This window comes from Hydrogenophaga sp. (genome assembly GCF_035481345.1).
Classification (GTDB): domain Bacteria; phylum Pseudomonadota; class Gammaproteobacteria; order Burkholderiales; family Burkholderiaceae_C; genus Hydrogenophaga.
The window spans coordinates 18790-41119 of sequence record NZ_DATIGV010000027.1 but is presented as its reverse complement, the minus strand read 5'-3'; the positions used below and the strand labels follow the sequence as shown (position 1 = coordinate 41119).

At 68.3% G+C, this 22330-nt stretch carries 21 protein-coding genes; 13 read left to right on the top strand and 8 right to left on the bottom strand.

What is annotated here, in order from left to right; genetic code table 11:
• Window positions 1-44: 44 nt before the first annotated feature.
• A complete protein-coding gene (locus VLG41_RS02975; protein ID WP_325347912.1) occupies window positions 45-926 on the bottom strand; it encodes a hypothetical protein in 882 nt (293 codons plus the stop codon).
• A 17-nt stretch (window positions 927-943) separates the two neighbouring features.
• The gene (locus VLG41_RS02970; protein WP_325347911.1) at window positions 944-1402 is read right to left on the bottom strand and encodes a type III secretion system chaperone; all 459 of its coding nucleotides are present in this window, start codon (window positions 1400-1402) and stop codon (window positions 944-946) included.
• 178 nt (window positions 1403-1580) lie between these two features.
• Here VLG41_RS02970 and VLG41_RS02965 point away from each other — a divergent pair, with 178 nt between their 5' ends.
• Together VLG41_RS02965 and dusA are read left to right on the top strand one after the other, a co-directional pair.
• Window positions 1581-2753 carry an HD-GYP domain-containing protein gene (locus VLG41_RS02965; protein WP_325347910.1) on the top strand — a complete coding sequence of 391 codons (1173 nt, stop codon included), beginning with the start codon at window positions 1581-1583 and terminating at the stop codon, window positions 2751-2753.
• Window positions 2754-2812: 59 nt separating this feature from the next.
• Window positions 2813-3820 carry a tRNA dihydrouridine(20/20a) synthase DusA gene (dusA, locus tag VLG41_RS02960; RefSeq protein ID WP_325347909.1) on the top strand — a complete coding sequence of 336 codons (1008 nt, stop codon included), beginning with the start codon at window positions 2813-2815 and terminating at the stop codon, window positions 3818-3820.
• Window positions 3821-3866: 46 nt separating this feature from the next.
• On the opposite strand, the gene VLG41_RS02955 is transcribed toward dusA, so the two are convergent.
• Together VLG41_RS02955 and VLG41_RS02950 are read right to left on the bottom strand one after the other, a co-directional pair.
• Complete coding sequence (locus VLG41_RS02955; protein WP_325347908.1) at window positions 3867-4745, bottom strand: TauD/TfdA family dioxygenase; 879 nt, start codon at window positions 4743-4745, stop codon at window positions 3867-3869.
• A 19-nt stretch (window positions 4746-4764) separates the two neighbouring features.
• Window positions 4765-5727 carry a tripartite tricarboxylate transporter substrate binding protein gene (locus tag VLG41_RS02950; protein ID WP_325347907.1) on the bottom strand — a complete coding sequence of 321 codons (963 nt, stop codon included), beginning with the start codon at window positions 5725-5727 and terminating at the stop codon, window positions 4765-4767.
• Between the two features lie 101 nt (window positions 5728-5828).
• On the opposite strand from VLG41_RS02950, the gene VLG41_RS02945 reads away from it, so the two are divergent.
• Window positions 5829-6614, top strand: coding sequence for an IclR family transcriptional regulator (locus VLG41_RS02945; protein ID WP_325347906.1), 786 nt, complete (start codon window positions 5829-5831; stop codon window positions 6612-6614).
• Between the two features lie 12 nt (window positions 6615-6626).
• On the opposite strand, the gene VLG41_RS02940 is transcribed toward VLG41_RS02945, so the two are convergent.
• Window positions 6627-7283 (bottom strand): GntR family transcriptional regulator, encoded by a 657-nt coding sequence (locus VLG41_RS02940; protein WP_325347905.1) that lies wholly within the window; start codon window positions 7281-7283, stop codon window positions 6627-6629.
• A gap of 149 nt (window positions 7284-7432) precedes the next feature.
• Here VLG41_RS02940 and scpA point away from each other — a divergent pair, with 149 nt between their 5' ends.
• From scpA to VLG41_RS02895, 9 genes are all read left to right on the top strand, one after another.
• Entirely contained in the window at window positions 7433-9625 is a 2193-nt protein-coding gene (gene scpA / locus VLG41_RS02935; protein ID WP_325347904.1) for a methylmalonyl-CoA mutase, read from the top strand.
• Window positions 9626-9658: 33 nt separating this feature from the next.
• On the top strand, window positions 9659-9946 hold the full coding sequence (locus tag VLG41_RS02930; RefSeq protein WP_325347903.1) for a hypothetical protein: 288 nt from the start codon (window positions 9659-9661) through the stop codon (window positions 9944-9946).
• Window positions 9927-10346, top strand: coding sequence for a hypothetical protein (locus VLG41_RS02925; protein ID WP_325347902.1), 420 nt, complete (start codon window positions 9927-9929; stop codon window positions 10344-10346). The genes VLG41_RS02930 and VLG41_RS02925 overlap by 20 nt, the downstream gene beginning before the upstream one ends.
• Window positions 10343-11362: a methylmalonyl Co-A mutase-associated GTPase MeaB gene (gene meaB, locus VLG41_RS02920; RefSeq protein WP_414652427.1), complete on the top strand. Its 1020-nt coding sequence runs from the start codon at window positions 10343-10345 to the stop codon at window positions 11360-11362. The genes VLG41_RS02925 and meaB overlap by 4 nt, the downstream gene beginning before the upstream one ends.
• An 18-nt stretch (window positions 11363-11380) precedes the next feature.
• Window positions 11381-12913 carry an acyl-CoA carboxylase subunit beta gene (locus tag VLG41_RS02915; protein ID WP_325347901.1) on the top strand — a complete coding sequence of 511 codons (1533 nt, stop codon included), beginning with the start codon at window positions 11381-11383 and terminating at the stop codon, window positions 12911-12913.
• A 20-nt stretch (window positions 12914-12933) separates the two neighbouring features.
• Window positions 12934-14982, top strand: coding sequence for an acetyl/propionyl/methylcrotonyl-CoA carboxylase subunit alpha (locus VLG41_RS02910; RefSeq protein WP_325347900.1), 2049 nt, complete (start codon window positions 12934-12936; stop codon window positions 14980-14982).
• Between the two features lie 89 nt (window positions 14983-15071).
• On the top strand, window positions 15072-15680 hold the full coding sequence (locus VLG41_RS02905; RefSeq protein WP_325347899.1) for a methyltransferase: 609 nt from the start codon (window positions 15072-15074) through the stop codon (window positions 15678-15680).
• A 2-nt stretch (window positions 15681-15682) separates the two neighbouring features.
• Window positions 15683-16171, top strand: a complete 489-nt coding sequence (locus tag VLG41_RS02900) for a VOC family protein (RefSeq protein WP_325347898.1) — start codon at window positions 15683-15685, stop codon at window positions 16169-16171.
• 201 nt (window positions 16172-16372) lie between these two features.
• Window positions 16373-17887, top strand: a complete 1515-nt coding sequence (locus VLG41_RS02895; protein WP_325347897.1) for a methyl-accepting chemotaxis protein — start codon at window positions 16373-16375, stop codon at window positions 17885-17887.
• A 13-nt stretch (window positions 17888-17900) separates the two neighbouring features.
• On the opposite strand, the gene rsxB is transcribed toward VLG41_RS02895, so the two are convergent.
• Both rsxB and VLG41_RS02885 read right to left on the bottom strand, forming a co-directional pair.
• Entirely contained in the window at window positions 17901-18560 is a 660-nt protein-coding gene (gene rsxB, locus VLG41_RS02890) for an electron transport complex subunit RsxB (RefSeq protein WP_325347896.1), read from the bottom strand.
• Window positions 18557-19903 (bottom strand): polyhydroxyalkanoate depolymerase, encoded by a 1347-nt coding sequence (locus VLG41_RS02885; protein WP_325347895.1) that lies wholly within the window; start codon window positions 19901-19903, stop codon window positions 18557-18559. The genes rsxB and VLG41_RS02885 overlap by 4 nt, the downstream gene beginning before the upstream one ends.
• A gap of 128 nt (window positions 19904-20031) precedes the next feature.
• Here VLG41_RS02885 and ygiD point away from each other — a divergent pair, with 128 nt between their 5' ends.
• Entirely contained in the window at window positions 20032-20844 is an 813-nt protein-coding gene (ygiD, locus tag VLG41_RS02880; protein WP_325347894.1) for a 4,5-DOPA dioxygenase extradiol, read from the top strand.
• Window positions 20845-20945: 101 nt separating this feature from the next.
• On the opposite strand, the gene VLG41_RS02875 is transcribed toward ygiD, so the two are convergent.
• Window positions 20946-22142, bottom strand: a complete 1197-nt coding sequence (locus VLG41_RS02875; RefSeq protein WP_325347893.1) for an amino acid aminotransferase — start codon at window positions 22140-22142, stop codon at window positions 20946-20948.
• Window positions 22143-22330 lie beyond the last annotated feature (188 nt).

Here is a 22330-nt window from a genome sequence, read left to right as displayed (position 1 = left end):
GGTGCCCCTGGTGCGGGCTCAACGTTCAGGTTCTGCCGTTGCCACTAGGCCTGGCTCGGTTCGGGAACTGGCTCCGTCGGTGCCGATACGGCAACCTTGGGGTTCCGCAGTTCCTCCAGATATTGCCGGTGCCACGCGTCTTCGATGGCGGAGGGCGTTCCATCCGTCGATGCCGCCACGCGAGCTTTCAGGCGCTCCACTTCCTGCCGGTATCCCTCCGCAACGGTGTCGACGGGAGGTTCGTTCAAGGCTGCTTGATACGCCTGAAAGTCGTAGGGCACCGCGGCGGCGACGGAGTCGTGCGGCGCTTCTCGTCGATGCTCCGCCTGGAGGCCGGCTTCCTCGGCAAGGTGCTCGGGCGTCGGGGCCGCGACTGTTTCGGTTGACGCCAACCGTTCCTTTCGAAGCTTCTTCAGCTCATCATCGATTGACTGCCGCGGGGAGAGGGGAATGCCCGAAGCCTCTTGACCGGCGCGTGACGGCAGGTGGGACCACGATGGGCCGCTACGGGAGGCGTGGGCTTTTTCCCCAGACGGTGCTTGCTCGACGGTCGAGCGCGAAGGGCTTGGGACGGGTTGGGCTCGCTCGGTGAAGTGGAGGACGAAGGGGCCGTCGAAGCGGAACAGGGTGAGCAGGGTGCCCATCACGATCGCAGCCTCGTGCTCGCGCTGGGTGCCGGAGAACTTGACCTCGATGCCGCGAGACGAGTGGCTTGGCCCCTGTGGCGCCGGGAATCGCGGCTCCGGGGAAGCGTCGAGGGGCGGAAAGCCCAATAGGAAGCCGATGAAGGCCTTGACGGCAGCGATCGCAGGATCGGTTTTCACGACGAAGGACGGCTTCGTGTCCTGATCGTCGACGGGCTTTTTCTCGAACTTGACGATGGCCGTCTTGACTCCGGTTTGCTTCCAGCTGGTGTGAACGCTCATGCGGGGACTCCTTGGGGTTACGAAGGGAAAGTGGAAGAAGTGGTCTGGCGGGCTTCCTGCGCGGTCAATGCCTCGCGCCATGAGCCGGACACCGCCGCCAGCGAGCGCAAGGCATCGCGCAGGCCGTCCAAGTGCAGGGACTCCAGCGGCAGGTCGCGCAGCAGGTACAGCGCGCGGTCCGAAGCGCTGAGGGCCATGCGCGCCCCGCGGCTGTCGGCCGACAGCAGGTTGAACATGAGCAGGCCTTCCAACACCTCGCGCGCCACCAGCGGGTCCAGTCGGGTGATGCGGGCCAGCAGCTCCAGCCGCGGCGGGCTTTCGAGCCAGGTGACCTGGAGCAGCGAATCGTCGCGGAAGCTGACGGTCCAGGCGTTGGTGTCGTTCTGGACCACGGAGGCGACGTCGGCGCTTTGCGGACCGAGGTCCTGCAGCAGCCAGGTCACCGCGTCAGGCGGGGTGGGGGTGGGGAGGGGCATGGGGCTGGTCTGCAGTGGATGACGCGGCTGAGTGGCTGTGTGGTGGGGCGGGTTCCGCAACGGCCCGCCATGGGCCGTTCTGCGGCGGTTTTCCACCGGTTTTCGACCGATTGGCCGACACGCTCACCGCCTAGAGTCGGGGGCTATGTATCGGCCACTGCCTCTGGACTCCTTTGCCTTGCATGAACCCGTTCCGGTCAACATCTGGGACGCCAAGGGCGTGCTGCTGCTGCGCAAGGGCGAGGCGATCACCTCGGAGCAGCATCGCGGCGTGCTGATGCTGCATGCACCGCTGGTGCTGGCCGCCGACTGGCAGGCGCTGAACTACGGCTACACCACCTCGCTGGACCGCATGGTGCGCGGCAACGAATCGCTCATCCGCATCGCGGGACTCAATGCCCTGTCGGCGGCGCCGGCTTCGCCCGAGTGGCGCGACGAGACACCCGCACCCGACGCCTGGGCCGACCTGCACGCCACGCTGGCGGCGCTGCTGCACCAGGGGCCGGAGGCCGGCCAGTTCCTCGAACGCCTGCTGCGGGTGCAGGCGCGTGGCGATCAGCTGTGGGACGAGCAACCAGACAACAGCCTGCTGGTGCTCGTGCAACTGCTGTTCGACACGCGCGTGTCCTACAGCGCCACACACGCACTGCTGGCCGCCGGCCTGTGCGCCATGGTGGCGCCCCTGGCGGGCATGGACGAGGCGCAGCGGCGCGCGCTGGTGCTGGCCGCGCTGACCATGAACCTGGGCATGACCCGCGAGCACGACGAGATGGCGCGCCAGCCCGGGCCGCTCACCTCGGCGCAGCGCAAGATGGTGCGCGAGCACCCGCAGCGCAGCGTGGCTTTGCTGCGCCAGCTCGGCGTGATGGACGCCGAGTGGATCCGCCTGGTGGCCCAGCACCACGAGAAACCCGACGGCACGGGCTACCCCAAGGGCGAGCGCGTCGACCGCATCACGCACCGCCTGCTGCAGATGGCCGACGTGTACGTGGCCTGCATCAGTCCGCGCAAGAGCCGCGGCGGGCTGCTGTCGCAGCAGGTTGCGCGCGAGCTGTACATGGGAGGCCACCGCACGCCCGACCAGCTGGGCGCGCTGTTCGTCAAGAGCGTGGGCTTCTACCCGCCGGGCAGTTGCGTGCGCCTGGCCAGCGGAGAACTGGGCGTGGTGGTGCGCCGCGGGGCCAAGGCCAATGAGCCCAAGGTGTTCGCGCTGGTGGGGCGCCAGGGCTTGCCGCTGGGCGAGCCCGTGCTGCGCGACACGGCCGACCCGGCCTGGGCGGTGGCGGCCAGCCTGCCGCCGGGCGAGATGAAGGTCATCGTCAACGTGGACAAGCTGATCGCGCGCTGCTGAGCGCGGGGCTTTGGCCCATGGGTACCGACGGCGCGGGGCCCGGCTGGGATAATCGCCCGATGCCTTTGCCCACCCCACCGTCCCCCTGGCGCCTGTCCGTCGCGCCGATGATGGACTGGACGGACCGCCACTGCCGCTTCCTGCACCGCCTGCTGACGAAGCACACGCTGCTGTACACCGAGATGGTGACGACCGGCGCGCTGATGCACGGCAGCGTGCAGCGCCACCTGCGCTTCAACGCCGAGGAGCACCCCGTGGCCCTGCAACTGGGCGGCAGCGAGGCCGATGAGTTGGCTCGCGCCGCGCGCATGGGCGAGCAGTGGGGCTACGACGAGATCAACCTGAACTGCGGCTGCCCCAGCGAGCGCGTGCAGCGCGGCGCCTTCGGCGCCTGCCTGATGGCCGAGCCGCAGACCGTGGCCGATGGCGTGAAGGCCATGCGCGATGCGGTGTCGGTCCCGGTCACGGTCAAGCACCGCATCGGCATCGACAAGACCGAGAGCTACGACTTCGTGCGCGACTTCGTGGGCACCGTGGCCGAAGCGGGCTGCGAGGTGTTCATCGTGCACGCGCGCAACGCCTGGCTGCAGGGGCTGAGCCCGAAAGAGAACCGCGAGGTGCCGCCGCTGCGCTATGAGCTGGCGCACCGGCTCAAGCGCGATTTCCCCCGACTCACCATCGCGGTCAACGGCGGCTTCACCACCAACGAGCAGATTGCCCAGCACCTGCAGCATGTGGACGGCGTGATGCTGGGCCGCGAGGCCTACCACCACCCCTGGCTGCTCACCACCTGGGACGAGGCCTTCTTCGGCGCACCACCCAGCACCGTGGACCGTGACGCCGTGGAAGACGACATGGTGCGCTACATGGAGCGCGCGCACGCCGAGGACGGCTGCCCCTGGTACGCCATCGCGCGCCACATGCTGGGCCTGCGCCACGGGCTGCGCGGGGCGCGCAAGTGGCGCCAGGTGTGGAGCGACCACCGCCTCAAGCCGCTGCCGCCGCGCGAGGTGTGGCGCATGGCGCGCGCGCACGTGAGCGACGAAGCCGAGTCGCTGGCCGCCTGAAAAGAAAAGGGCCGCGTCACGCGCGGCCCTGGTCTGCGGCCTTCGCTCAGGCCGCCAGCAGCATCGCCTCGGGGGTGTCGTTGATGGTGGTGCGGCGCAGCTCGCGCCGCTCGGTGATGTCGTAGCGCCGGCCGCGGTGCAGGGTGCTGCGGTTGTCCCAGATCACCAGGTCGCCGGGCGTCCATTCGTGCACGTAGACGTTCTCGCGCCGCGTGGCGTGTTCCAGCAGGTCGCTGAGGTACATGCGGGCTTCGGCCACTGGCCAGCCGAGGATCTCGCGCGCGTGCACGCCGACGAAGAGCACCTTGCGGCCCGAGCCGGGGTGGGTGTCGGCCAGCGGCCAGACCGCGGGCGGGATTTCCTTCTTCTGGTCGTCGGTGTAGGCGTCGTCACCGAGCAGGATGCGGGTGTGCAGGGCGAAGTGCTCGGCCTTGAGGTCCTGGATCTCGGCCTTGGTGCGCTCGTCCAGCGTGTCGTAGGCGTGGCGCAGGTCGGCGAACTCGGTGTTGCCGCCCCAGCTCGGCTTGATCACGCAATGCAGCATGGAGTACGCCGCGCGCGGGTTCATGAAGGAGCTGTCGCTGTGCCAGAGCTGGTTGGCGAAGTTGGACAGGTTCTTGGGCGAGTCGCGGCGCGCGATGTTGCCCTGCGCGTCGACGTTGGAGATGTCGATCAGGCGCTCGTCCTCCAGCCGCTCGGGGCGCTTGAAGACGCGCTTGAGGCCGATGTCCAGCGGGCCGAAGTGCTTGGCGAAGTCGAGCTGCTGTTGCGCGGTGAGCGGCTGGCCACGGAAGACCAGCACGGCGTGCTCGTTCATGGCCGCGTTGACGGCGCGCACGTCGGCGTCCGACAGCGGCCGGGTGAGATCGAGGCCGCTGGCCTCGGCGCCAAAGACGGGGTGCAAGGGTTTGAGTTGCAGGCTCACGGTGCGATGTCCTTCCGGGTCATTCCTGTTGGATGTTGGCTTCGGTGACGATGCGGCCCCAGCGCTTCATCTCGGACGCGATGAGGGCGTCGAACTGCTCGGGCGTGGAACCCACGACCTGCAGACCGAATTCCTGCGCGCGCTTCTGAACGTCCGGCGTGGCCAGGGCCTTGGCGGTGTCGGCCTGGATCTTCTGCAGCACCGGCTTGGGCGTGCCCGCGGGCGCGACGAAGCCGAGCAGGGCGCCGACGTTGAAGCCGGGAATGGTTTCGGCCACGGTGGGGTAGTCGTGGCCGGCCACGCGCTTGTCGCCCATGGTGGCGATGATCTTCATGCGCCCGCCCTGCACGTAGGGCAGGATGGACAGGAAGGGGTCGACCACCAGGTCGAGCCGCCCGCCCATGAGTTCGGTGTGCGCGGGGGCGCTGCCCTTCATGGCGATGTGTTGCATCTCGAAGCCGGCCTCGCGCTTGAGCAGTTCGGCGCCCAGGTGGGTGGTGCTGCCGGCACCCGGGGTGCCGTAGTTCAGCTTGCCGGGGTTCTTCTTGGCGTAGGCGATGAGTTCGCGCAGGTTGTTGAAGGGCGCGTCGGGGTGGGCCACGATGGCCAGTTGCATGTTGAAGAGCTGCGTCACGCCGGACAGGTCCTTCTGCGTGTCGTACGGCAACTTCTTGCGCAGCGTGGGGTTCACGGCAAGCGAGGAGTTCACCATGCCGATGGTCTGGCCATCCGCGGCGGACTTGGCGACGAAGTCGGCACCGATGACGGTGCCCGCGCCCGGCTTGTAGTCGACGATCACCGGCTGCCCCCAGGTTTCCTGCAGCTTCTGGCCCAGCAGGCGGGCCACGGTGTCGGTGGGGCCGCCGGGTGGGAAGGGCACGATGAGCTTGACGGGTCCCTTGGGAAAATCCTGCGCGCCGGCGGGTGCCAGGGCGCTCAGGCCAATGGTGAGGGCGAGTGCGGTGGTCTTGATCCAGTTCAAGGTGTGTCTCCTGTTGTGTCTCTAAAATGGAACGATGTCTCGAAATTATATGAGGTCAGAGGAAAAATGGAACAAAGTTCCAAAAAATGGAGATGATCGCCATGGCCGATGAACCGCTCACCCAGGGCAAGGACGAGGTCAGCGCCCTCGCGCGGGGCCTGGCGGTGCTCAAGGCCGTGGCCGACGCCGACCAGCCGCTGTCCAACCGCGAGCTCGCCGAAGGCACCGGCATCCCCAAAGCCACCGTGTCGCGCCTGGTGGCCACGCTGCTGTCCGCCGGCTACCTGCGCCAGGCGCCCGGCAGCGAGCGCTACAGCCTGGGCTCGGCCACGCTGCAACTGGGCAACGCCTACCTGCGCACCTTCGACTTCCGGCAGACGGCGCGCCTGCACCTGGCGGAATTGGCCGAGGCGGCCGGCGCCAACGTGCACCTGACGGTGCGCGACGGGCTGGACATGCTGCTGATCGACACGCTGCGCCCGCGCTCGGCGCTGATCCTCTCGCGCATGGACGTGGGCTCGCGCATGACCATGGCCACCTCGGCGGCCGGGCGCGCCTACCTGGCGGCGCTGCCGCCGGCGCAGCGCGAGGCCGCGTACGAGGACATCCGCGCGTCGGTGGGCGAGGGCGCCTGGCCCCCGGTGGCCGCGCGGCTGGCGCAGGCGATGGAGGAGCACAGCAGGCTGGGTTTTTGCAGCTCCTTTGGCGAATGGCACCCCGACATCCACGCCCTGGGCTTCAGCCTGCGCGGCATCGAGGGCGAGTTGTACGGCGTGAGCGTGGGCGGGCCGGCCTACAAGCTGCCTCGCGAATGGCTGCTGGAGAAGGTCGCGCCGGCGCTGCTGGAGACCAAGCGCGCCATCGCGCGGGAGATCGGCGAGGGCTGAGCCGGGCCGGGCTCAGGTCGCGGCTTCGAGCCCGCTGGCGAAGTGCTCGCGCATGCGCCGCATGGCCAGCGCGCCATCGTGCGCGCGCAGGGCGGCCATCACGGCGCGGTGTTCGGCCAGCGACTCCTCGATGCGCCCCGCCTTGAACAGCGAGTGGTGGCGGTTGAGCTTCATCACCTTGCGCAGGTCGCTCACCATCTGCAGCCGCCAGCGGTTGTCGGCCAGCTCCAGCAGGCGCAGGTGGAAGCGCTCGTTGATGGCGAAGAAGCGGTCGCGGTCGTGCACGGCGGCTTCCAGCTCGTCGTGCAGGGCACCGAGTTCGCCCAGCGCGGCGGCCTGGCCCTGGGCCGCCACCTCGCCGGCGGCGTCGGATTCGAGCAGCGACAGCAGGTGGTAGACGTCGCGCAGGTCCTTCTCGGACACTTCGGTGACGTAGGCGCCCCGGCGCACCTTCATGGTCACCAGGCCTTCGGCCGCCAGCACCTTCAGGGCCTCGCGCAGCGGGGTGCGGCTGATGCCGTATTCCTCGGCGATCCTGAGTTCGTCGATCCAGCTGCCGGGCTCCAGCTCGCGTTTGAAGATGCGCTGGCGCAGCAGCTCGGCCACTTCCTCGTAAAGCGCGCGCGGGGCCAGGGACGGGGCGGTGGGGGCGGCGGTGTCGGTGTCCATGCAGGGCCGATTCTAAGGCCGCATGGAAATTCTGCATCAATAATTATGAATGATGTACACTCCCCGTGGTGTCCCCGCCGCATTCCCTTGGCTATCCCGTTGGCGTTTGCGCCGCCGACGTTTCCGATTTCGCTGCCGATTCCGCTGCCATGAGCCCATCCCCTGATGACTTCGCGCGCGCCACCTTGTCCGACTGGGCCAAGGCCGCCGCCAAATCCGCCCCCGGTGGCCAGCTCGACGCGCTGACCTGGACCACGCCGGACGGCATCGCCGTCAAGCCGCTGTACACCGCGGCCGACCTGCAGGGCCTGCGGTACACGGACACGCTGCCCGGCTTCGAGCCCTTCATCCGCGGCCCGCAAGCCACCATGTACGCGGTGCGGCCCTGGACGATCCGGCAGTACGCGGGCTTCTCCACGGCCGAAGAGTCGAACGCCTTCTACCGCAAGGCCCTGGCGGCCGGCGGGCAGGGCGTCTCGGTCGCCTTCGACCTGGCCACCCACCGCGGCTACGACAGCGACCACCCGCGCGTGACCGGCGACGTGGGCAAGGCCGGCGTGGCCATCGACAGCGTGGAGGACATGAAGATCCTGTTCGATGGCATCCCGCTCGACAAGGTCAGCGTGTCCATGACCATGAACGGCGCGGTGCTGCCGGTGCTGGCGGGCTACGTCGTCGCGGCCGAGGAGCAGGGCGTGGCGCAGGACCAGCTCAGCGGGACCATCCAGAACGACATCCTCAAGGAGTTCATGGTCCGCAACACCTACATCTACCCGCCCGAGCCGAGCATGAGGATCATCGGCGACATCATCGAGTACACGGCCAGCCACATGCCGAAGTTCAACTCGATCTCGATCTCGGGTTACCACATGCAGGAAGCCGGCGCCAACCAGGCGCTGGAACTCGCCTTCACCCTGGCCGACGGCAAGGAGTACGTGAAGACCGCCATGGCCAAGGGCCTGGACGTGGACGCCTTCGCCGGGCGCCTGTCGTTCTTCTGGGCGATCGGCATGAACTTCTATCTGGAGATCGCCAAGATGCGGGCGGCCCGCCTGCTGTGGTGCCGCATCATGAAGGGCTTCGGCGCGAAGAACCCCAAGAGCCTGATGCTGCGCACGCACTGCCAGACCTCGGGCTGGAGCCTGACCGAGCAGGACCCGTACAACAACGTGGTGCGCACCACCATCGAGGCCATGGCCGCGGTGTTCGGCGGCACCCAGAGCCTGCACACCAATGCGCTGGACGAAGCCATCGCGCTGCCCACCGAGTTCAGCGCGCGCATCGCGCGCAACACCCAGCTCATCATCCAGGAAGAGACCCACATCACGAACGTGGTGGACCCTTGGGCCGGCTCCTACATGATGGAGACGCTGACCCAGCAGATGGCCGACGCCGCCTGGGCCATCATCGAGGAAGTGGACGCCATGGGCGGCATGACCAAGGCGGTGGACAGCGGCTGGGCCAAGCTCAGGATCGAGGCCGCCGCGGCCGAGAAGCAGGCGCGCATCGACTCGGGCAAGGACGTCATCGTCGGCGTCAACAAGTACAAGCTGAAGAACGAGGACCCGGTGGACATCCTCGACATCGACAACGTGAAGGTGCGCGATGCGCAGATCGCGCGCTTGAAGCAGGTGCGCGCCAAGCGCGATGATGCGGCCGTGAAGGCCGCGCTCGCCGCGTTGAGCGAGGCGGCCGAATCGGGAGCAAAGCCCGGCGGCGCCACTGGCGCTGCGGGCAACCTGCTCGACCTGTCCATCCGCGCCGTGCGTCTGCGCGCCACCGTCGGGGAGATCAGCGATGCGCTTGAAACCGCTTTCGGCCGCCACCGGGCCGACACCCAGAAGGTGACCGGCGTGTACGCCGCCGCCTACGACAGCGCCGAGGGGTGGGCGCAACTGCAGCAGGAAATCGCCGCCTTCGGCGAACAACAGGGTCGCCGCCCGCGCGTGATGATCGCCAAGCTCGGCCAGGACGGCCACGACCGCGGCGCCAAGGTGGTGGCCACGGCCTTCGCCGACCTGGGCTTCGACGTCGACATGGGCCCGCTGTTCCAGACGCCCGAGGAATGCGCGCGCCAGGCGATCGAGAACGACGTGCACGCCGTGGGTGTGAGCACCCTGGCCGCGGGCCACAAGACGCTGGTGCCCGCGATCATTCAAGAATTGAAGAAGCAGGGCGCGGACGACATCGTGGTCTTTGTGGGCGGGGTCATTCCGCGCCAGGACTATGACTTCCTCTACGAGGCCGGCGTCAAGGGCATCTACGGCCCGGGCACGCCGATCCCGGCCAGCGCGAAGGACGTGCTGGAGCAGATCCGCAAGGCCCACGGCGCGGCTATGTGATACCGTAATACGGTCTCACACCAGGAGCGCACCATGGCTGTTTCCGTCCGCATGGACCCTCTGCTCGAGAAAGAGCTCGAACTGGCGGCGCGCCGCCAGGGCATCACCAAATCGCAGTTCATCGTGGACGCGGTGGAGCGGGCGCTTGGCCGCAAGAATCCCTACGAACTGCTGATGGCCTTGAAGGTGGAGGAACAGTCCGCCGCGTACAAGGCCGTTGGCGAGGCCTTTCAGGGCGAGGAAAAGCCTTACGCCACCGCGCGCTCGCGCGCCGCCATCGTGAAAAAACTCAAGGCCAAGCATGGCGGCCGCGCTGGTTGACGCAGGCCCCATGGTGGCGCTGTTCGGGACCCGCCAGCCCCGCGCACGGCACTACCTCGATCTGTTCAAGACCGCGTCGGATCAGCACTGGTCGCTGTCGACCACCTGGCCTTGCGTGGTGGAGGCCAGCTACCTGCTGGCGCCGCCGCAGCGCTACACCTTCTTGCGTTGGGTGGCAGCGGGTGCGCTGGCCGTGTTTCCCTTCCAGCAGGACGCGCTGGAAGACTTTGCCGGTCTGATGCACCGCTACACCGAAGCCCCGCGCACCGAGATGGATTTGGCTGACGCCTCTCTGGTCTGGCTCGCGGCTGACACCGGCATCACCACCATCATGACCACCGACGTGCGCGACTTTTCTCGCTACCGCCTGCCCGACGGACGAGGCTTCGACATCTTGTGAGTGCTTCGCCGTTCTTCCTCGACGACAGCGTGCGCGCCCTCACCCAGGGTGAGGGCATGGCGCAGCGCCGCGCCATGGCCAAGGCCATCACGCTGCTCGAGTCCACCCGGGCCGATCACCGCGCGCAGGGTGACGAGCTGCTCACCGCGCTGCTGCCGCACACGGGCAAGGCCTTTCGCCTGGGTCTCTCCGGCGTGCCGGGCGTGGGCAAGAGCACCTTCATCGAGGCCCTGGGCCTGCACCTCATCCGGCAAGGCCACCGCGTCGCGGTGCTCACGGTCGATCCGTCGAGCACCGTCTCGGGCGGCTCCATCCTGGGCGACAAGACGCGCATGGAGCAGCTCTCCATGGACGAGCGCGCCTTCATCCGCCCCAGCCCCAGCGGCGGCACGCTGGGCGGCGTGGCCGAGAAGACGCGCGAGGCGCTGCTCGTCTGCGAGGCCGCGGGCTACGACGTGGTGATCGTCGAGACCGTGGGCGTGGGCCAGAGCGAAACGGCTGTGGCTGGCATGACGGACTGTTTCGCGCTGCTGCAACTGCCCAACGCGGGTGACGACCTGCAGGCCATCAAGAAGGGCGTGATGGAGATCGCCGATCTCGTGGTCATCAACAAGGCCGACATCGACCCGGACGCCGCGACGCGGGCGCGCGCCATGATCACCTCGTCGCTGCGCCTGCTGGGCCAGCACGGCCGGCCCGAGCACGCGGCGCACGACACCACGCACTGGCACCCCACGGTGATGCAGCTCTCGGCGCTCAAGGCCCAGGGCATCGACGCCTTCTGGGCCGAGATCGAACGTTTTCGCGCCCTGCAGACCGCCAACGGCGAACTCGCCGCGCGCCGCCAGCGCCAAGCCAAGGCGTGGATGTGGGAGCGCATCGACGCCGGACTCAAGCAGCGCTTTCGCGAGCACCCAGCGGTGCGCGACGCGCTGGCCGACACCACCTCACAAGTGCTCGCAGGGCAACTGCCCGCCAGCACGGCGGCGCGGCAACTGCTCGCGCTGTTCGACTGATTCCTCCGGAGAAGAACCATGCAAGACATCCTGCAACAGCTCGAAGACAAGCGCGCCCGCGCGCGACTGGGCGGTGGCATCAAACGCATCGAGGCGCAGCACGCCAAGGGCAAGCTCAGCGCGCGCGAGCGCCTGGAGGTGCTGCTCGACGAGGGCACGTTCGAGGAATGGGACATGTTCGTCGAGCACCGCTGCACCGACTTCGGCATGCAGGACAACAAGATTCCCGGCGACGGTGTGGTCACGGGCTACGGCATGATCAACGGCCGCCTGGTCTTCGTCTTCAGCCAGGACTTCACCGTCTTCGGCGGTGCGCTGTCGGAAGCGCACGCCGAGAAGATCTGCAAGGTGATGGACCAGGCCATGAAGGTGGGCGCACCCGTCATCGGCCTCAACGACTCCGGCGGGGCGCGCATCCAGGAAGGCGTGGCCTCGCTCGGTGGTTATGCCGACGTGTTCCAGCGCAACGTGCTGGCCAGCGGCGTGGTGCCGCAGATCAGCATGATCATGGGCCCCAGCGCGGGCGGCGCGGTGTACTCGCCGGCCATGACGGACTTCATCTTCATGGTGAAGGACTCGTCGTACATGTTCGTCACCGGCCCCGAGGTGGTAAAGACCGTGACGCACGAGGAAGTGACCGCCGAAGAACTCGGCGGCGCCGTGACCCACACCACGCGCAGCGGCGTGGCCGACCTGGCCTTCGACAACGACGTCGAGGCGCTGCTGATGCTGCGCCGCCTGTTCAACTACCTGCCGCTCAACAACCGCGAGAAGGCGCCCGTGCGGCCCAGCGGCGATCCGATGGACCGCATGGAGCTGAGCCTGGACACGCTGGTGCCCGACAACCCCAACAAGCCCTACGACATGAAGGAGCTGATCCTCAAGATCGTGGACGACGGGGACTTCTTCGAGCTTCAGCCCGAGTACGCGAAGAACATCGTCATCGGCTTCGCGCGCATGGACGGCCAGACCGTGGGCATCGTGGCCAACCAGCCGCTGGTGCTGGCGGGCTGCCTGGACATCAAGAGCTCCATCAAGGCCGCGCGCTTCGTGCGCTTCTGCGACTGCTTCAACATCCCCGTCGTCACCTTCGTGGACGTGCCCGGCTTCATGCCCGGCACCAGCCAGGAGTACGGCGGCATCATCAAGCACGGCGCCAAGCTGCTCTACGCGTACGCCGAGTGCACGGTGCCCAAGATCACCGTGATCACGCGCAAGGCCTACGGCGGCGCCTACGACGTGATGGCCTCCAAGCACCTGCGCGGCGACGTGAACTTCGCCTGGCCCAATGCCGAGATCGCGGTGATGGGCGCCAAGGGCGCGGTGGAGATCATCTTCCGCGAGGAGAAGAAGGACCCGGCCAAGCTCGCGCAGCGCGAGGCCGAGTACAAGGCCCGCTTCGCCAACCCCTTCGTGGCCGGCGCGCGCGGCTTCATCGACGACGTGATCCTGCCGCACGAGACGCGCAAGCGCATCTGCCGTTCGCTGGTGATGCTGAAGGACAAGAAGCTGGAGAACCCGTGGCGCAAGCACGGGAACATCCCGCTGTGATGGCCCGAGGAGAAGACAAGATGTTCAAGAAGATCCTGATCGCCAACCGCGGCGAGATCGCCTGCCGCGTCATCGCCACCGCGAAGAAGCTGGGCATCGCCACGGTGGCCGTGTATTCCGACGCCGACAAGGAAGCGCGCCACGTGCAACTGGCCGACGAGGCCGTGCGCCTGGGCCCACCGCCTTCGCGCGAAAGCTACCTGCTCGGCGAGGCGATCATCGCCGCCGCGAAGCAGACCGGCGCCGAGGCGATCCACCCCGGCTACGGCTTCCTGTCCGAGAACGAGGACTTCGCGCGAAAGGTGGAGGAAGAGGGCCTGGTCTTCATCGGGCCCAAGCACTACTCCATCGCGGCGATGGGCGACAAGATCGCCTCCAAGAAGCTCGCGAACGAGGCCAGGGTCAGCACCATCCCGGGGCACAACGAGCCCATCCAGTCGTCCGAGGAGGCGGTGGCCATTGCGCAGAAGATCGGCTACCCGGTGATGATCAAGGCCAGCGCGGGTGGTGGCGGCAAGGGCCTGCGCGTGGCCTTCAACGACAAGGAATGCTTCGAGGGCTTCAGCAGTTGCCGCAACGAGGCGCGCAACAGCTTCGGCGACGACCGCGTGTTCATGGAGAAGTTCGTCCAGGAGCCGCGCCACATCGAGATCCAGGTGCTGGGCGACGCGCACGGCAACGTGATCTACCTGAACGAGCGCGAGTGCTCCATCCAGCGCCGGCACCAGAAGGTGATCGAGGAGGCGCCGTCGCCCTTCATCAGCGAGGCCACGCGCCAGGCCATGGGCGAGCAGGCCGTGGCCCTGGCCAAGGCAGTGAAGTACCAGAGCGCGGGCACGGTGGAGTTCGTGGTCGGCAAGCACCAGGACTTCTACTTCCTGGAGATGAACACCCGCCTGCAGGTGGAGCACCCTGTCACCGAATGCATCACCGGGTTGGACCTGGTGGAGCTGATGATCCGCGTGGCGGCCGGCGAGAAGCTGCCGCTGAAGCAGGCCGACGTGAAGCGCGAGGGCTGGGCCATCGAGTGCCGCATCAACGCGGAGGACCCGTTCCGCAACTTCCTGCCCAGCACGGGACGGCTGGTGCGCTTCGCCACGCCGCCGCAGAGCATGTGGCAGGCCGACGCCGAACACCGCTTCGGCGTGCGCGTGGACACCGGCGTGCAGGACGGTGGCGAGATCCCGATGTACTACGACTCGATGATCGCCAAGCTCATCGTGCATGGGAAAGACCGGCTCGAGGCCATCGCCAAGATGCGCGAGGCGCTCAACGGCTTCGTCATCCGGGGCGTGCAGAGCAACATCCCCTTCCAGGCCGCGCTGCTGGCGCACCCGAAGTTCGTGGCGGGCGATTTCAACACCGGCTTCATCGCCGAGCACTACGGCCAGGGTTTCCGCGCCGAGGACGTTCCGCACGACGACCCCGACTTCCTGGTGGCGCTGGCCGCCTTCGTGCGCCGCAAGAGCCGCGAGCGCGCGGCCGGCCTGTCGGGCCAGTTGCCGGGCTACGGCGTGAAGGTCGGTCTGGACTACACCGTGATCCTGCTCGACAAGGCCGGCGCGCACCGGCACGTGAAGGTGCACGTGGACGAGGTGCTGGGCCAGGTGGGCGCGGCCGTGGTGATGGTGGGCGGGAAGCGCTACGCGTTCCAGAGCCCGTCCCGGCTCAACGACGTGTGCACCGTGGGCACGTGCAATGGCCAGCCCTTCACGGCGCAACTGGAGCGCGGTACGCCGCGCAACCCGCTGGCCCTGGTGGTGCAGCACAACGGCACCCGCATCGAGGCCATGGTGGTCTCGCCGCGCATGGCCGAGCTGCACGCGCTCATGCCTTTCAAGGCGCCGCCGGACATGAGCAAGTACGTCCTGTCGCCCATGCCCGGCCTTCTGGTGCAGGTGGCGGTGCAACCGGGCCAGAAGGTGCAGGCCGGCGAGCGCGTGGCCGTCATCGAGGCCATGAAGATGGAGAACGTGCTGTTCGCCTCGGCCGACGGCACGGTAGGGAAGGTGCTGGCGAAACAGGGAGAGTCCCTGGCGGTCGATCAGCCCATCGTCGAGTTCGAGTAAAGGCCGTGCACGCTGTTGCGTTTGATGACGCGACAAGCCGGGCGGGCTCGGTTACGCTGCGTGCTCCACGGCTTCATGGAGCACGGCACATGGCGGACGAACGCGGACAGGGTTTGGGCGGTTTGGCGTTTGCATTGGCCTGGGTGCGCGACCCGCGGCGGGTGGGGGCCATCGCCCCGGCCTCGCGGGCGCTGGCGCAGGCCATCGCGCGTGAGGTCTCCCGTGTGGGGCCCGAACTGCTGCTGGAGATCGGCGCCGGCACCGGCGCCATCACCCAGGCACTGGCTGATCTGGGACCGCCGCCCGACCGCTTCTTCGTCGTCGAACGCGACCCGGGCCTGGTGCGCCACCTGCACCACCGCTTCCCCCGTGCCGAGGTGCTGCATGCCTGCGCGACGGGGCTGCAGGCCTTGCCCCTGCCGCCAGCCGCTTCGCTCATGCTGGTGTCCTCGCTGCCGCTGCTGTCCATGCCGCGCGACGAGGCGCGGCGCTGCGTGCAGTCCATGCTGGCCTTGATGGAGCGAACGCCCAATGCGCGCCTGCTCCAGTACACCTACGCCGCGCGCCAGGTGCGCCCCTTCGATCAACTGCCGCCCGGCTGGCGCTGGCGGCGCGTCACCACCGTCTGGGCCAACCTGCCGCCCGCGACCGTCTGGTCGCTGGAGCCGGCGGCCCATCCCACCCAAGGCATACATTGACCATGACCGCGTCCTCCCGTCCTTTCCGCGTGCTCGGCGTACAGCAGATCGCCATCGGCGGCCCCGACAAGCACCGCCTGCAGACCCTGTGGGTCGACATGCTGGGCCTGGAGGTGACGGGTACCTTCCGCAGCGAGCGCGAGAACGTGGACGAGGACATCTGCGCCATCGGCAGCGGTCCATTCAAGGTCGAGGTCGATCTGATGCAGCCGCTGGATCCCGAGAAGAAACCCGCCGTGCACGCCACGCCGCTCAACCACATCGGCCTGTGGATCGACGACCTGCCCGCGGCGGTGGAGTGGCTCACGGCGCAAGGCGTGCGCTTCGCGCCGGGTGGTATCCGCAAAGGTGCGGCGGGTTTCGATATCACCTTCCTGCACCCCAAGGCCAGCGAGGAATTTCCCATCGCAGGCGAAGGCGTACTGATCGAGCTGGTGCAGGCCCCGCCGCAGGTGGTCAGCGCCTTCGGCGCGCTGGCCGCAACCGCCTGAGGGGCCTGCGCCAGCGCTGACTCGTTCACGCCGGCGACGGGCTCGGCGCTCGGGCTCTGTTCGCCGGTCCGCCGTGCCGCGCGGGGCAGGGGGACAAATGGGCGGCTTTCGGGGTTCTGTTTTCTCCTTTGCGCCAGCCAGAGGGCCCCTACAGTGACGACCAAGCCCCTGTGGGCCTGACCGGTAGAGGAGCACGATCCCATGACCTCATCTTCAAACCCGCTGCTGCGCCCGGGTGTGTGGCTCATGCGCCAGTGGCGTCTGGGCGGCAAACTCGCCTGCCTGGCGCTGGCCGCGACCTGGCCGCTGGTGACGGCATTGGCGCTGAACGCCACGGAGCGCCAGGGTGCGATCACCCCGGTGGCGATCGTGGGACTGGCCCTGCTGACCTACCTGCTGCTGGCCTTTCGCTCGGCTTTCCTGGGTGACTTCCAGGGCGTGCTCGACGCCATGAGCCACACGGCGAGCGGCAACCTGCGCGCGCAACTGCGCGTGGGAGGCCGCGACGAACTGGCCGACCTCGCGCGGCTGCTCGATCGCATGATCGGCAACCTCTCGGCCATGGTGGCCGAGGTGCGCAGCAACTCGGCGCTGGTGGCGCACGCCGGCCGCAGCCTGGCCGTGGGCAACCGCGACCTCGCCGAGCGCACCGAGCAGCAGGCCGCCAACCTCGAACAGACCGCGGCCAGCGTGCAGCAGCTCACCGGCGCGGTGGCGCAGAACGCGCAGACCGCGGGCGACTCCGACCGCCAGGCCGCGCAGGTGCGCGACGTGGCCGAGCGCGGTGCGGGCTCCATGCACCAGGCCGTGCAGACGATCGAGGGCATCCAGAAGGACGCCGCGCAGATGAACGAGATCATCGGCGTCATCGACAGCCTGGCCTTCCAGACCAACATCCTGGCGCTCAACGCCGCCGTGGAGGCCGCCCGTGCGGGCGAGCAGGGCCGAGGCTTCGCGGTGGTGGCGGGCGAGGTGCGTTCGCTGGCCCAGCGCTCGGCCGCGTCGGCGCGCGAGATCCGCGGGCTGATCGAGGCCTCGCGCGCCCAGGTGGAAAGCGGGGCTTCGCAGATCCGCGACGCGGGCCAGAGCATGGGCCGCATCGTCGAGGGTGTGCGCGGCGTGGCCGCCAATCTGTCATCGATCTCCGCCTCCAGCGCCGAGCAGAGCACCGGCCTGTCCGAGATCAGCACCGCCGTGAGCCAGCTCGACCAGATCACCCAGCGCAACGCGCAGATGGTGGAGCTGGCCGTGCAGCAGGCGAACCGGCTGGAGCAGCGCGCGGCGCACCTGTCTCAAGCCGTGAGCCGCTTCGTGCTCCAGCAGGGCACGGCCGAGGAAGCCATGGCCCTGGTGGACAAGGCCCTGGCGCACCGCCGCCAGGTGTCGGCCGAGGTGTTCGTGCGCGACCTGACGGAGCCTGCGCGTGGTTTTCACGACCGCGACATGTACGTCTTCGCGCTCGACGCCGCGGGCGTCTACCGCGCCTTCGGTGGCAAGCCCGAAAAGCTGGGCAGCCGCGTGCACGACATCGCGGGCGTCGACGGCGCGGCGCTGCTCGCGGCCATCGTGAATCAGGCCGAATCGGGGCCGGGATGGGTGGAATACGACATCGTCAACCCGGCCAGCGGCGCGGTGCAGGCCAAGATGTCCTACGTGGTGAAGGTGGACGCGCTCTACGTGGGGTGCGGCGTCTACAAGACGGCGGCGGCGCGCTGAAGCGCCCGACGGCTCATCCGCCGGGCTGGCGTTTCGCGCGGGCGCGCGCCAGCGCCGCCTCGATGACGGCGCGTTTGCGGTCCAGCACCTCGGGGTCGGTGATGGCCGAGGCCGCGGGCAGGTCGGCGAGCTTCGCTTCGGCCTTGGCCTGCAGCCGGGCGTCATGCTCCACCTTTTCCCGCGCCAGCCGCTCGCGTCGCGCGCCGTAGCGCGCCTTGCCCATGGCCGCCTGCGCGGCCGACCAGCCGGCCCAGCCCGTGCGCTCGCCACTCACGTTCTCCAGCGAGATGCAGTCGACCGGGCACACGGGGATGCACAGCTCGCAACCCGTGCAGTAGGGCTCGATCACGGTGTGCATGCGCTTGTTGGCGCCGGCGATCGCGTCGGTGGGGCAGGCTTTGATGCACAGCGTGCAGCCAATGCACCAGTCTTCATCGATGATGGCCACGGTGACGGGGCCTTCGATGCCGTGCTCGCGGCTCAGCGGCAGGGCGGGGCGTCCGGTGATGGCCGCGAGGCGGGCAATGCCTTCGGCGCCGCCGGGCGGGCACTGGTGGATGCCGGCCTCGCCCTCGGCCACGGCCTGCGCGTAGCTGGCGCAGTCGGGATAACCGCAGCGCTGGCACTGCGTCTGCGGCAGGGCGTCGTCGATGCGCCGGGCGAGCTCGTTCATGCGCTCCTGGCGCGGGCCTTGGCCGCCGGCCGGGCGGGGGCCTTTGCGGCGGGCCGGGCAGGGGCCTTCGCCGCCGGCCGCACCTGGTGCGCCGCGATGAAGGCCTTGACCACCGGGTACACCATCTCGCGCCAGCGCCGGCCGCTGAAGATGCCGTAGTGGCCCGCACCCTTGGCCTCGTAATGCAGGCGGTGCGACTGGGCGATGCCGGTGCACAGCTCGTGCGCGGCGGCCGTCTGGCCCGAGCCCGAGATGTCGTCGAGTTCGCCCTCGATGGTCAGCAGGCCGCAGTTGGTGATGTCCTGCGGGCGCACGCGCTCAAGCGTGCCGTGTTCGTTGCGCACCTCCCAGGTGCCCTTGACGAGATCGAAGTCCTGGAAGACGGTCTTGATGGTGTCGAGGTAATAGTCCGCGTCCATGTCGAGCACGGCGTTGTACTCGTCGTAGAACTTGCGGTGCGCCTCGACGCTGTCGTTGTCGCCCTTGACCAGGTCCTGGAAGTAGTCGTAGTGGCTGGAGGCGTGGCGGTCGGGGTTCATGGCCACGAAGCCGCTGTGCTGCAGGAAGCCCGGGTACACGCGCCGCCCGGCACCCGGGAACTTGTCCGGCACGCGGTAGATGACGTTGTTCTCGAACCATTCGTAGCTGCGCTGCATGGCCAGGTTGTTCACGGCCGTGGGCGACTTGCGGGCGTCGATGGGGCCGCCCATCATGGTCATGGACAGGGGCACCTTCTCGCCCCGGCTGGCCATCAGCGACACCGCCGCCAGCACCGGCACCGTGGGCTGGCACACGCTCATCACGTGGCAGTTGCCGTAGATGCCCTGCACGTGGCCGATGAACTCCTGCACGTAGTTGATGTAGTCGTCCAGGCGGAACTCGCCCTCGGACAGCGGCACCAGGCGGGCGTTCTTCCAGTCGGTGATGTAGACCTTGTGGTCCTTGAGCAGGGTGCGGACCGTGTCGCGCAGCAGCGTGGCGTAGTGGCCCGACAGCGGCGCCACCACCAGCACCACCGGCTGGCCCTTGAGCCTGGTCAGTGTGTTGGGGTCGTCGGTGAAGCGCTTGAAGCGGCGCAACTCGCAGAAAGGCTTGTCGATGTCCACGCGCTCGTGGATGGCCACGTCCACGCCGTCCACGTCCACCGTGTGGATGCCGAACTGGGGCTTTTCGTAGTCCTTGCCCAGCCGGTGCATCAGGTCGTAGCCGGCCGAGATGCGCTGCGCCATCGGCAACTGGGCGAAGGGCAGCTGGGGGTTGCTGAACATGCGCGAAGCGACTTCGGCCAGATCGGCGAAGGGCTCCATGATCGAGCGCTGGGTTTCGTAGAGTTGGTACAGCATGGATCACGCTTCCGTGAAATGTTGCGGTGCAATGTAGCAGGATGCGAATGACCCCGATGTGGGGAGAACACGCAGGTAAAGACCCTAGCTGTCGCCTTTGTGAACCGCGCTGACCGACAATTCCGGGCATGAATACCCCCCATCGACTGCCGGTGCTGTTCGTCGGCCACGGCAGCCCCATGAACGCCATCGAGGACAACCACTGGCGCCGCACCTGGCAGGCGCTGGGGCCGCAGTTGCGCCAGCGCGCGCCCGATGTGCGCCTGATCCTGTGCGTGTCGGCGCACTGGCTCACCCACGGCTGGTGGCTCACCGGCATGGACCGGCCGCGCACCATCCACGATTTCGGCGGCTTCCCGCAGGCGCTGTTCGATCAGCAGTACGCGGCGCCCGGCGCGCCCGGGCTGGCGCGGGAGATCGCGCAGTCATTGACGCTGCCCGAGCAGCAGGGCGAGGTCGGCATCGACGAGGGCGAATGGGGCCTGGACCATGGCGCCTGGTCGGTGCTCAAACCCCTGTTCCCCGAGGCCGACATCCCCGTGGTGCAGCTCAGCATGGACTACGGGCGCCCGCCCGCCGAGCACCTGGCCATCGGCCGCCAGCTCAAGGACTGGCGCACGCGCGGCGTGCTGATCGTGGCCAGCGGCAACATCGTGCACAACCTGCGCGTGATGCGCCGCGACGTGCCCGACAACCAGGCCTACGACTGGGCGGTGGACTTCGACACCCACATCGCCGGGCTCATCCAGGCGGGCGACGCCGACGGCCTGGCCGATTTCCAGGCGCAGGGCGAGATGGCGAAGCTGTCGCAGCCCACCTGGGAGCACTACCTGCCGCTGCTGTACGCGGCCGGCGCGACGGACCCGGACGAGCACGTGGAGTTCTTCAACGAGGGCTTCCAGGCCGCCGCGATATCCATGCGCTCAGTCATTTGGGGATGACGGCGGCCTGCGGCACAGTCAAGGGGCGCCGCGGAACCGGCTTTGCCGGGCTGCAGGCGCCGCCCCCTTGAAGGGGGACGCGCGCAGCGCGGCGGGGGTGGTCAAATGACCGCCGCAATGGAGCGGCAGACGTGGCCGATGTTCTTGCCGTTGAGCGCGGCCACGCACATGCGGCCGGTGTCGGTTCCGTACACGCCGAACTCGCTGCGCAGGCGCATCATCTGGTCCTTGGTGAGGCCCGAGTAGCTGAACATGCCGATCTGGTCGGTGATGAAGCCCATGTCCTGCTTCACGCCAGCGGCCTTCAGGCCGTCCACCAGTTGCTGGCGCATGGCCTTGATGCGCACGCGCATCTCGCCCAGTTCCTTCTCCCACAGGGCGCGCAGCTCAGGGTTGGTGAGCACCGCGGCCACCACCGCGCCGCCGTGGATGGGCGGATTGGAGTAGTTGGTGCGGACCATGATCTTGAGTTGCGAGAGCACGCGGTCGGCCTCGGCCTTGTCGGCGCACAGCACCGACAGCGCGCCCACCCGCTCGCCGTACAGGCTGAAGCTCTTGGAGAACGAGGTGGAGACGAAGAACACCAGGCCGGCCGCCACGAACTTGTTGATCACCGCGCCGTCCTCGGCGATGCCGTGGCCAAAGCCCTGATAGGCCATGTCCAGGAAGGGCGTGAGGCCCCGCGCCTTGACGACCTCGATCACACGGTCCCACTGGGCGGGCGTGATGTCGTAACCGGTGGGGTTGTGGCAGCAGGCGTGCAGCACGGCGATGGTGCCGGGCGCGGCGGCCTGCAGGCTGGCCAGCATGCCGTCGAAGTCAACGCCACGCTTGGCGGCGTCGTAATAGGTGTACGTGCCGACCTCGAAGCCGGCCTGGGTGAACAGGGCGCGGTGGTTCTCCCAGCTCGGGTCGCTGATCAGCACCTTGGCGCTCGGGTTGAGGCGCTTGAGGAAGTCGGCGCCGATCTTGAGGCCGCCCGTGCCGCCCAGGGCCTGCACCGTGGCCACCCGGCCGCTCTTGACGGGCTCGCTGTCGGCACCGAACACCAGCCCCTTGACCGCGTTGTCGTAGGCGGCGATGCCGTCGATGGGCAGGTAACCGCGCGCGGAGGGCTTGTCCATCATGGCCTTTTCGGCGGCCTGCACGCACTGCAGCAGCGGCAGCTTGCCGTTCTCGTCGAAGTACACCCCCACCCCCAGGTTGACCTTGTCGGGGTTGCTGTCGGCGGCGAATTGCTCGTTCAGACCCAGGATCGGGTCGCGGGGGGCCATTTCAACGGCGGAAAAGAGGCTCATGAGGAAGCGAAGGGAAGAGGTGGAAGACCCGGAATTCTAGAGCCCGCGCCACCGCACGGCCGGGGGTATGGGGTCTTCGTCAGGTGTCGACCTTTGACTTGCTTTCGGTCCTCATGATGTACTGCGCGTGCAGTACTGCATGGTGTCCCCCGATTGAATGACTTTCCCGAGGCGCGAAGGTGGTTCGC

Coding starts and splice junctions, on each gene's coding strand:
- VLG41_RS02925 (WP_325347902.1), top strand. CDS start 9,927: ATGGCGGCCGCGCTGGTTGACGCAGGCCCCATGGTGGCGCTGTTCGGG.
- VLG41_RS02915 (WP_325347901.1), top strand. CDS start 11,381: ATGCAAGACATCCTGCAACAGCTCGAAGACAAGCGCGCCCGCGCGCGA.
- VLG41_RS02930 (WP_325347903.1), top strand. CDS start 9,659: ATGGCTGTTTCCGTCCGCATGGACCCTCTGCTCGAGAAAGAGCTCGAA.
- VLG41_RS02940 (WP_325347905.1), bottom strand. CDS start 7,283: ATGGACACCGACACCGCCGCCCCCACCGCCCCGTCCCTGGCCCCGCGC.
- dusA (WP_325347909.1), top strand. CDS start 2,813: ATGCCTTTGCCCACCCCACCGTCCCCCTGGCGCCTGTCCGTCGCGCCG.
- VLG41_RS02905 (WP_325347899.1), top strand. CDS start 15,072: ATGGCGGACGAACGCGGACAGGGTTTGGGCGGTTTGGCGTTTGCATTG.
- VLG41_RS02970 (WP_325347911.1), bottom strand. CDS start 1,402: ATGCCCCTCCCCACCCCCACCCCGCCTGACGCGGTGACCTGGCTGCTG.
- VLG41_RS02895 (WP_325347897.1), top strand. CDS start 16,373: ATGACCTCATCTTCAAACCCGCTGCTGCGCCCGGGTGTGTGGCTCATG.
- ygiD (WP_325347894.1), top strand. CDS start 20,032: ATGAATACCCCCCATCGACTGCCGGTGCTGTTCGTCGGCCACGGCAGC.
- scpA (WP_325347904.1), top strand. CDS start 7,433: ATGAGCCCATCCCCTGATGACTTCGCGCGCGCCACCTTGTCCGACTGG.
- rsxB (WP_325347896.1), bottom strand. CDS start 18,560: ATGAACGAGCTCGCCCGGCGCATCGACGACGCCCTGCCGCAGACGCAG.
- VLG41_RS02910 (WP_325347900.1), top strand. CDS start 12,934: ATGTTCAAGAAGATCCTGATCGCCAACCGCGGCGAGATCGCCTGCCGC.
- VLG41_RS02900 (WP_325347898.1), top strand. CDS start 15,683: ATGACCGCGTCCTCCCGTCCTTTCCGCGTGCTCGGCGTACAGCAGATC.
- VLG41_RS02885 (WP_325347895.1), bottom strand. CDS start 19,903: ATGCTGTACCAACTCTACGAAACCCAGCGCTCGATCATGGAGCCCTTC.
- VLG41_RS02875 (WP_325347893.1), bottom strand. CDS start 22,142: ATGAGCCTCTTTTCCGCCGTTGAAATGGCCCCCCGCGACCCGATCCTG.
- VLG41_RS02975 (WP_325347912.1), bottom strand. CDS start 926: ATGAGCGTTCACACCAGCTGGAAGCAAACCGGAGTCAAGACGGCCATC.
- VLG41_RS02945 (WP_325347906.1), top strand. CDS start 5,829: ATGGCCGATGAACCGCTCACCCAGGGCAAGGACGAGGTCAGCGCCCTC.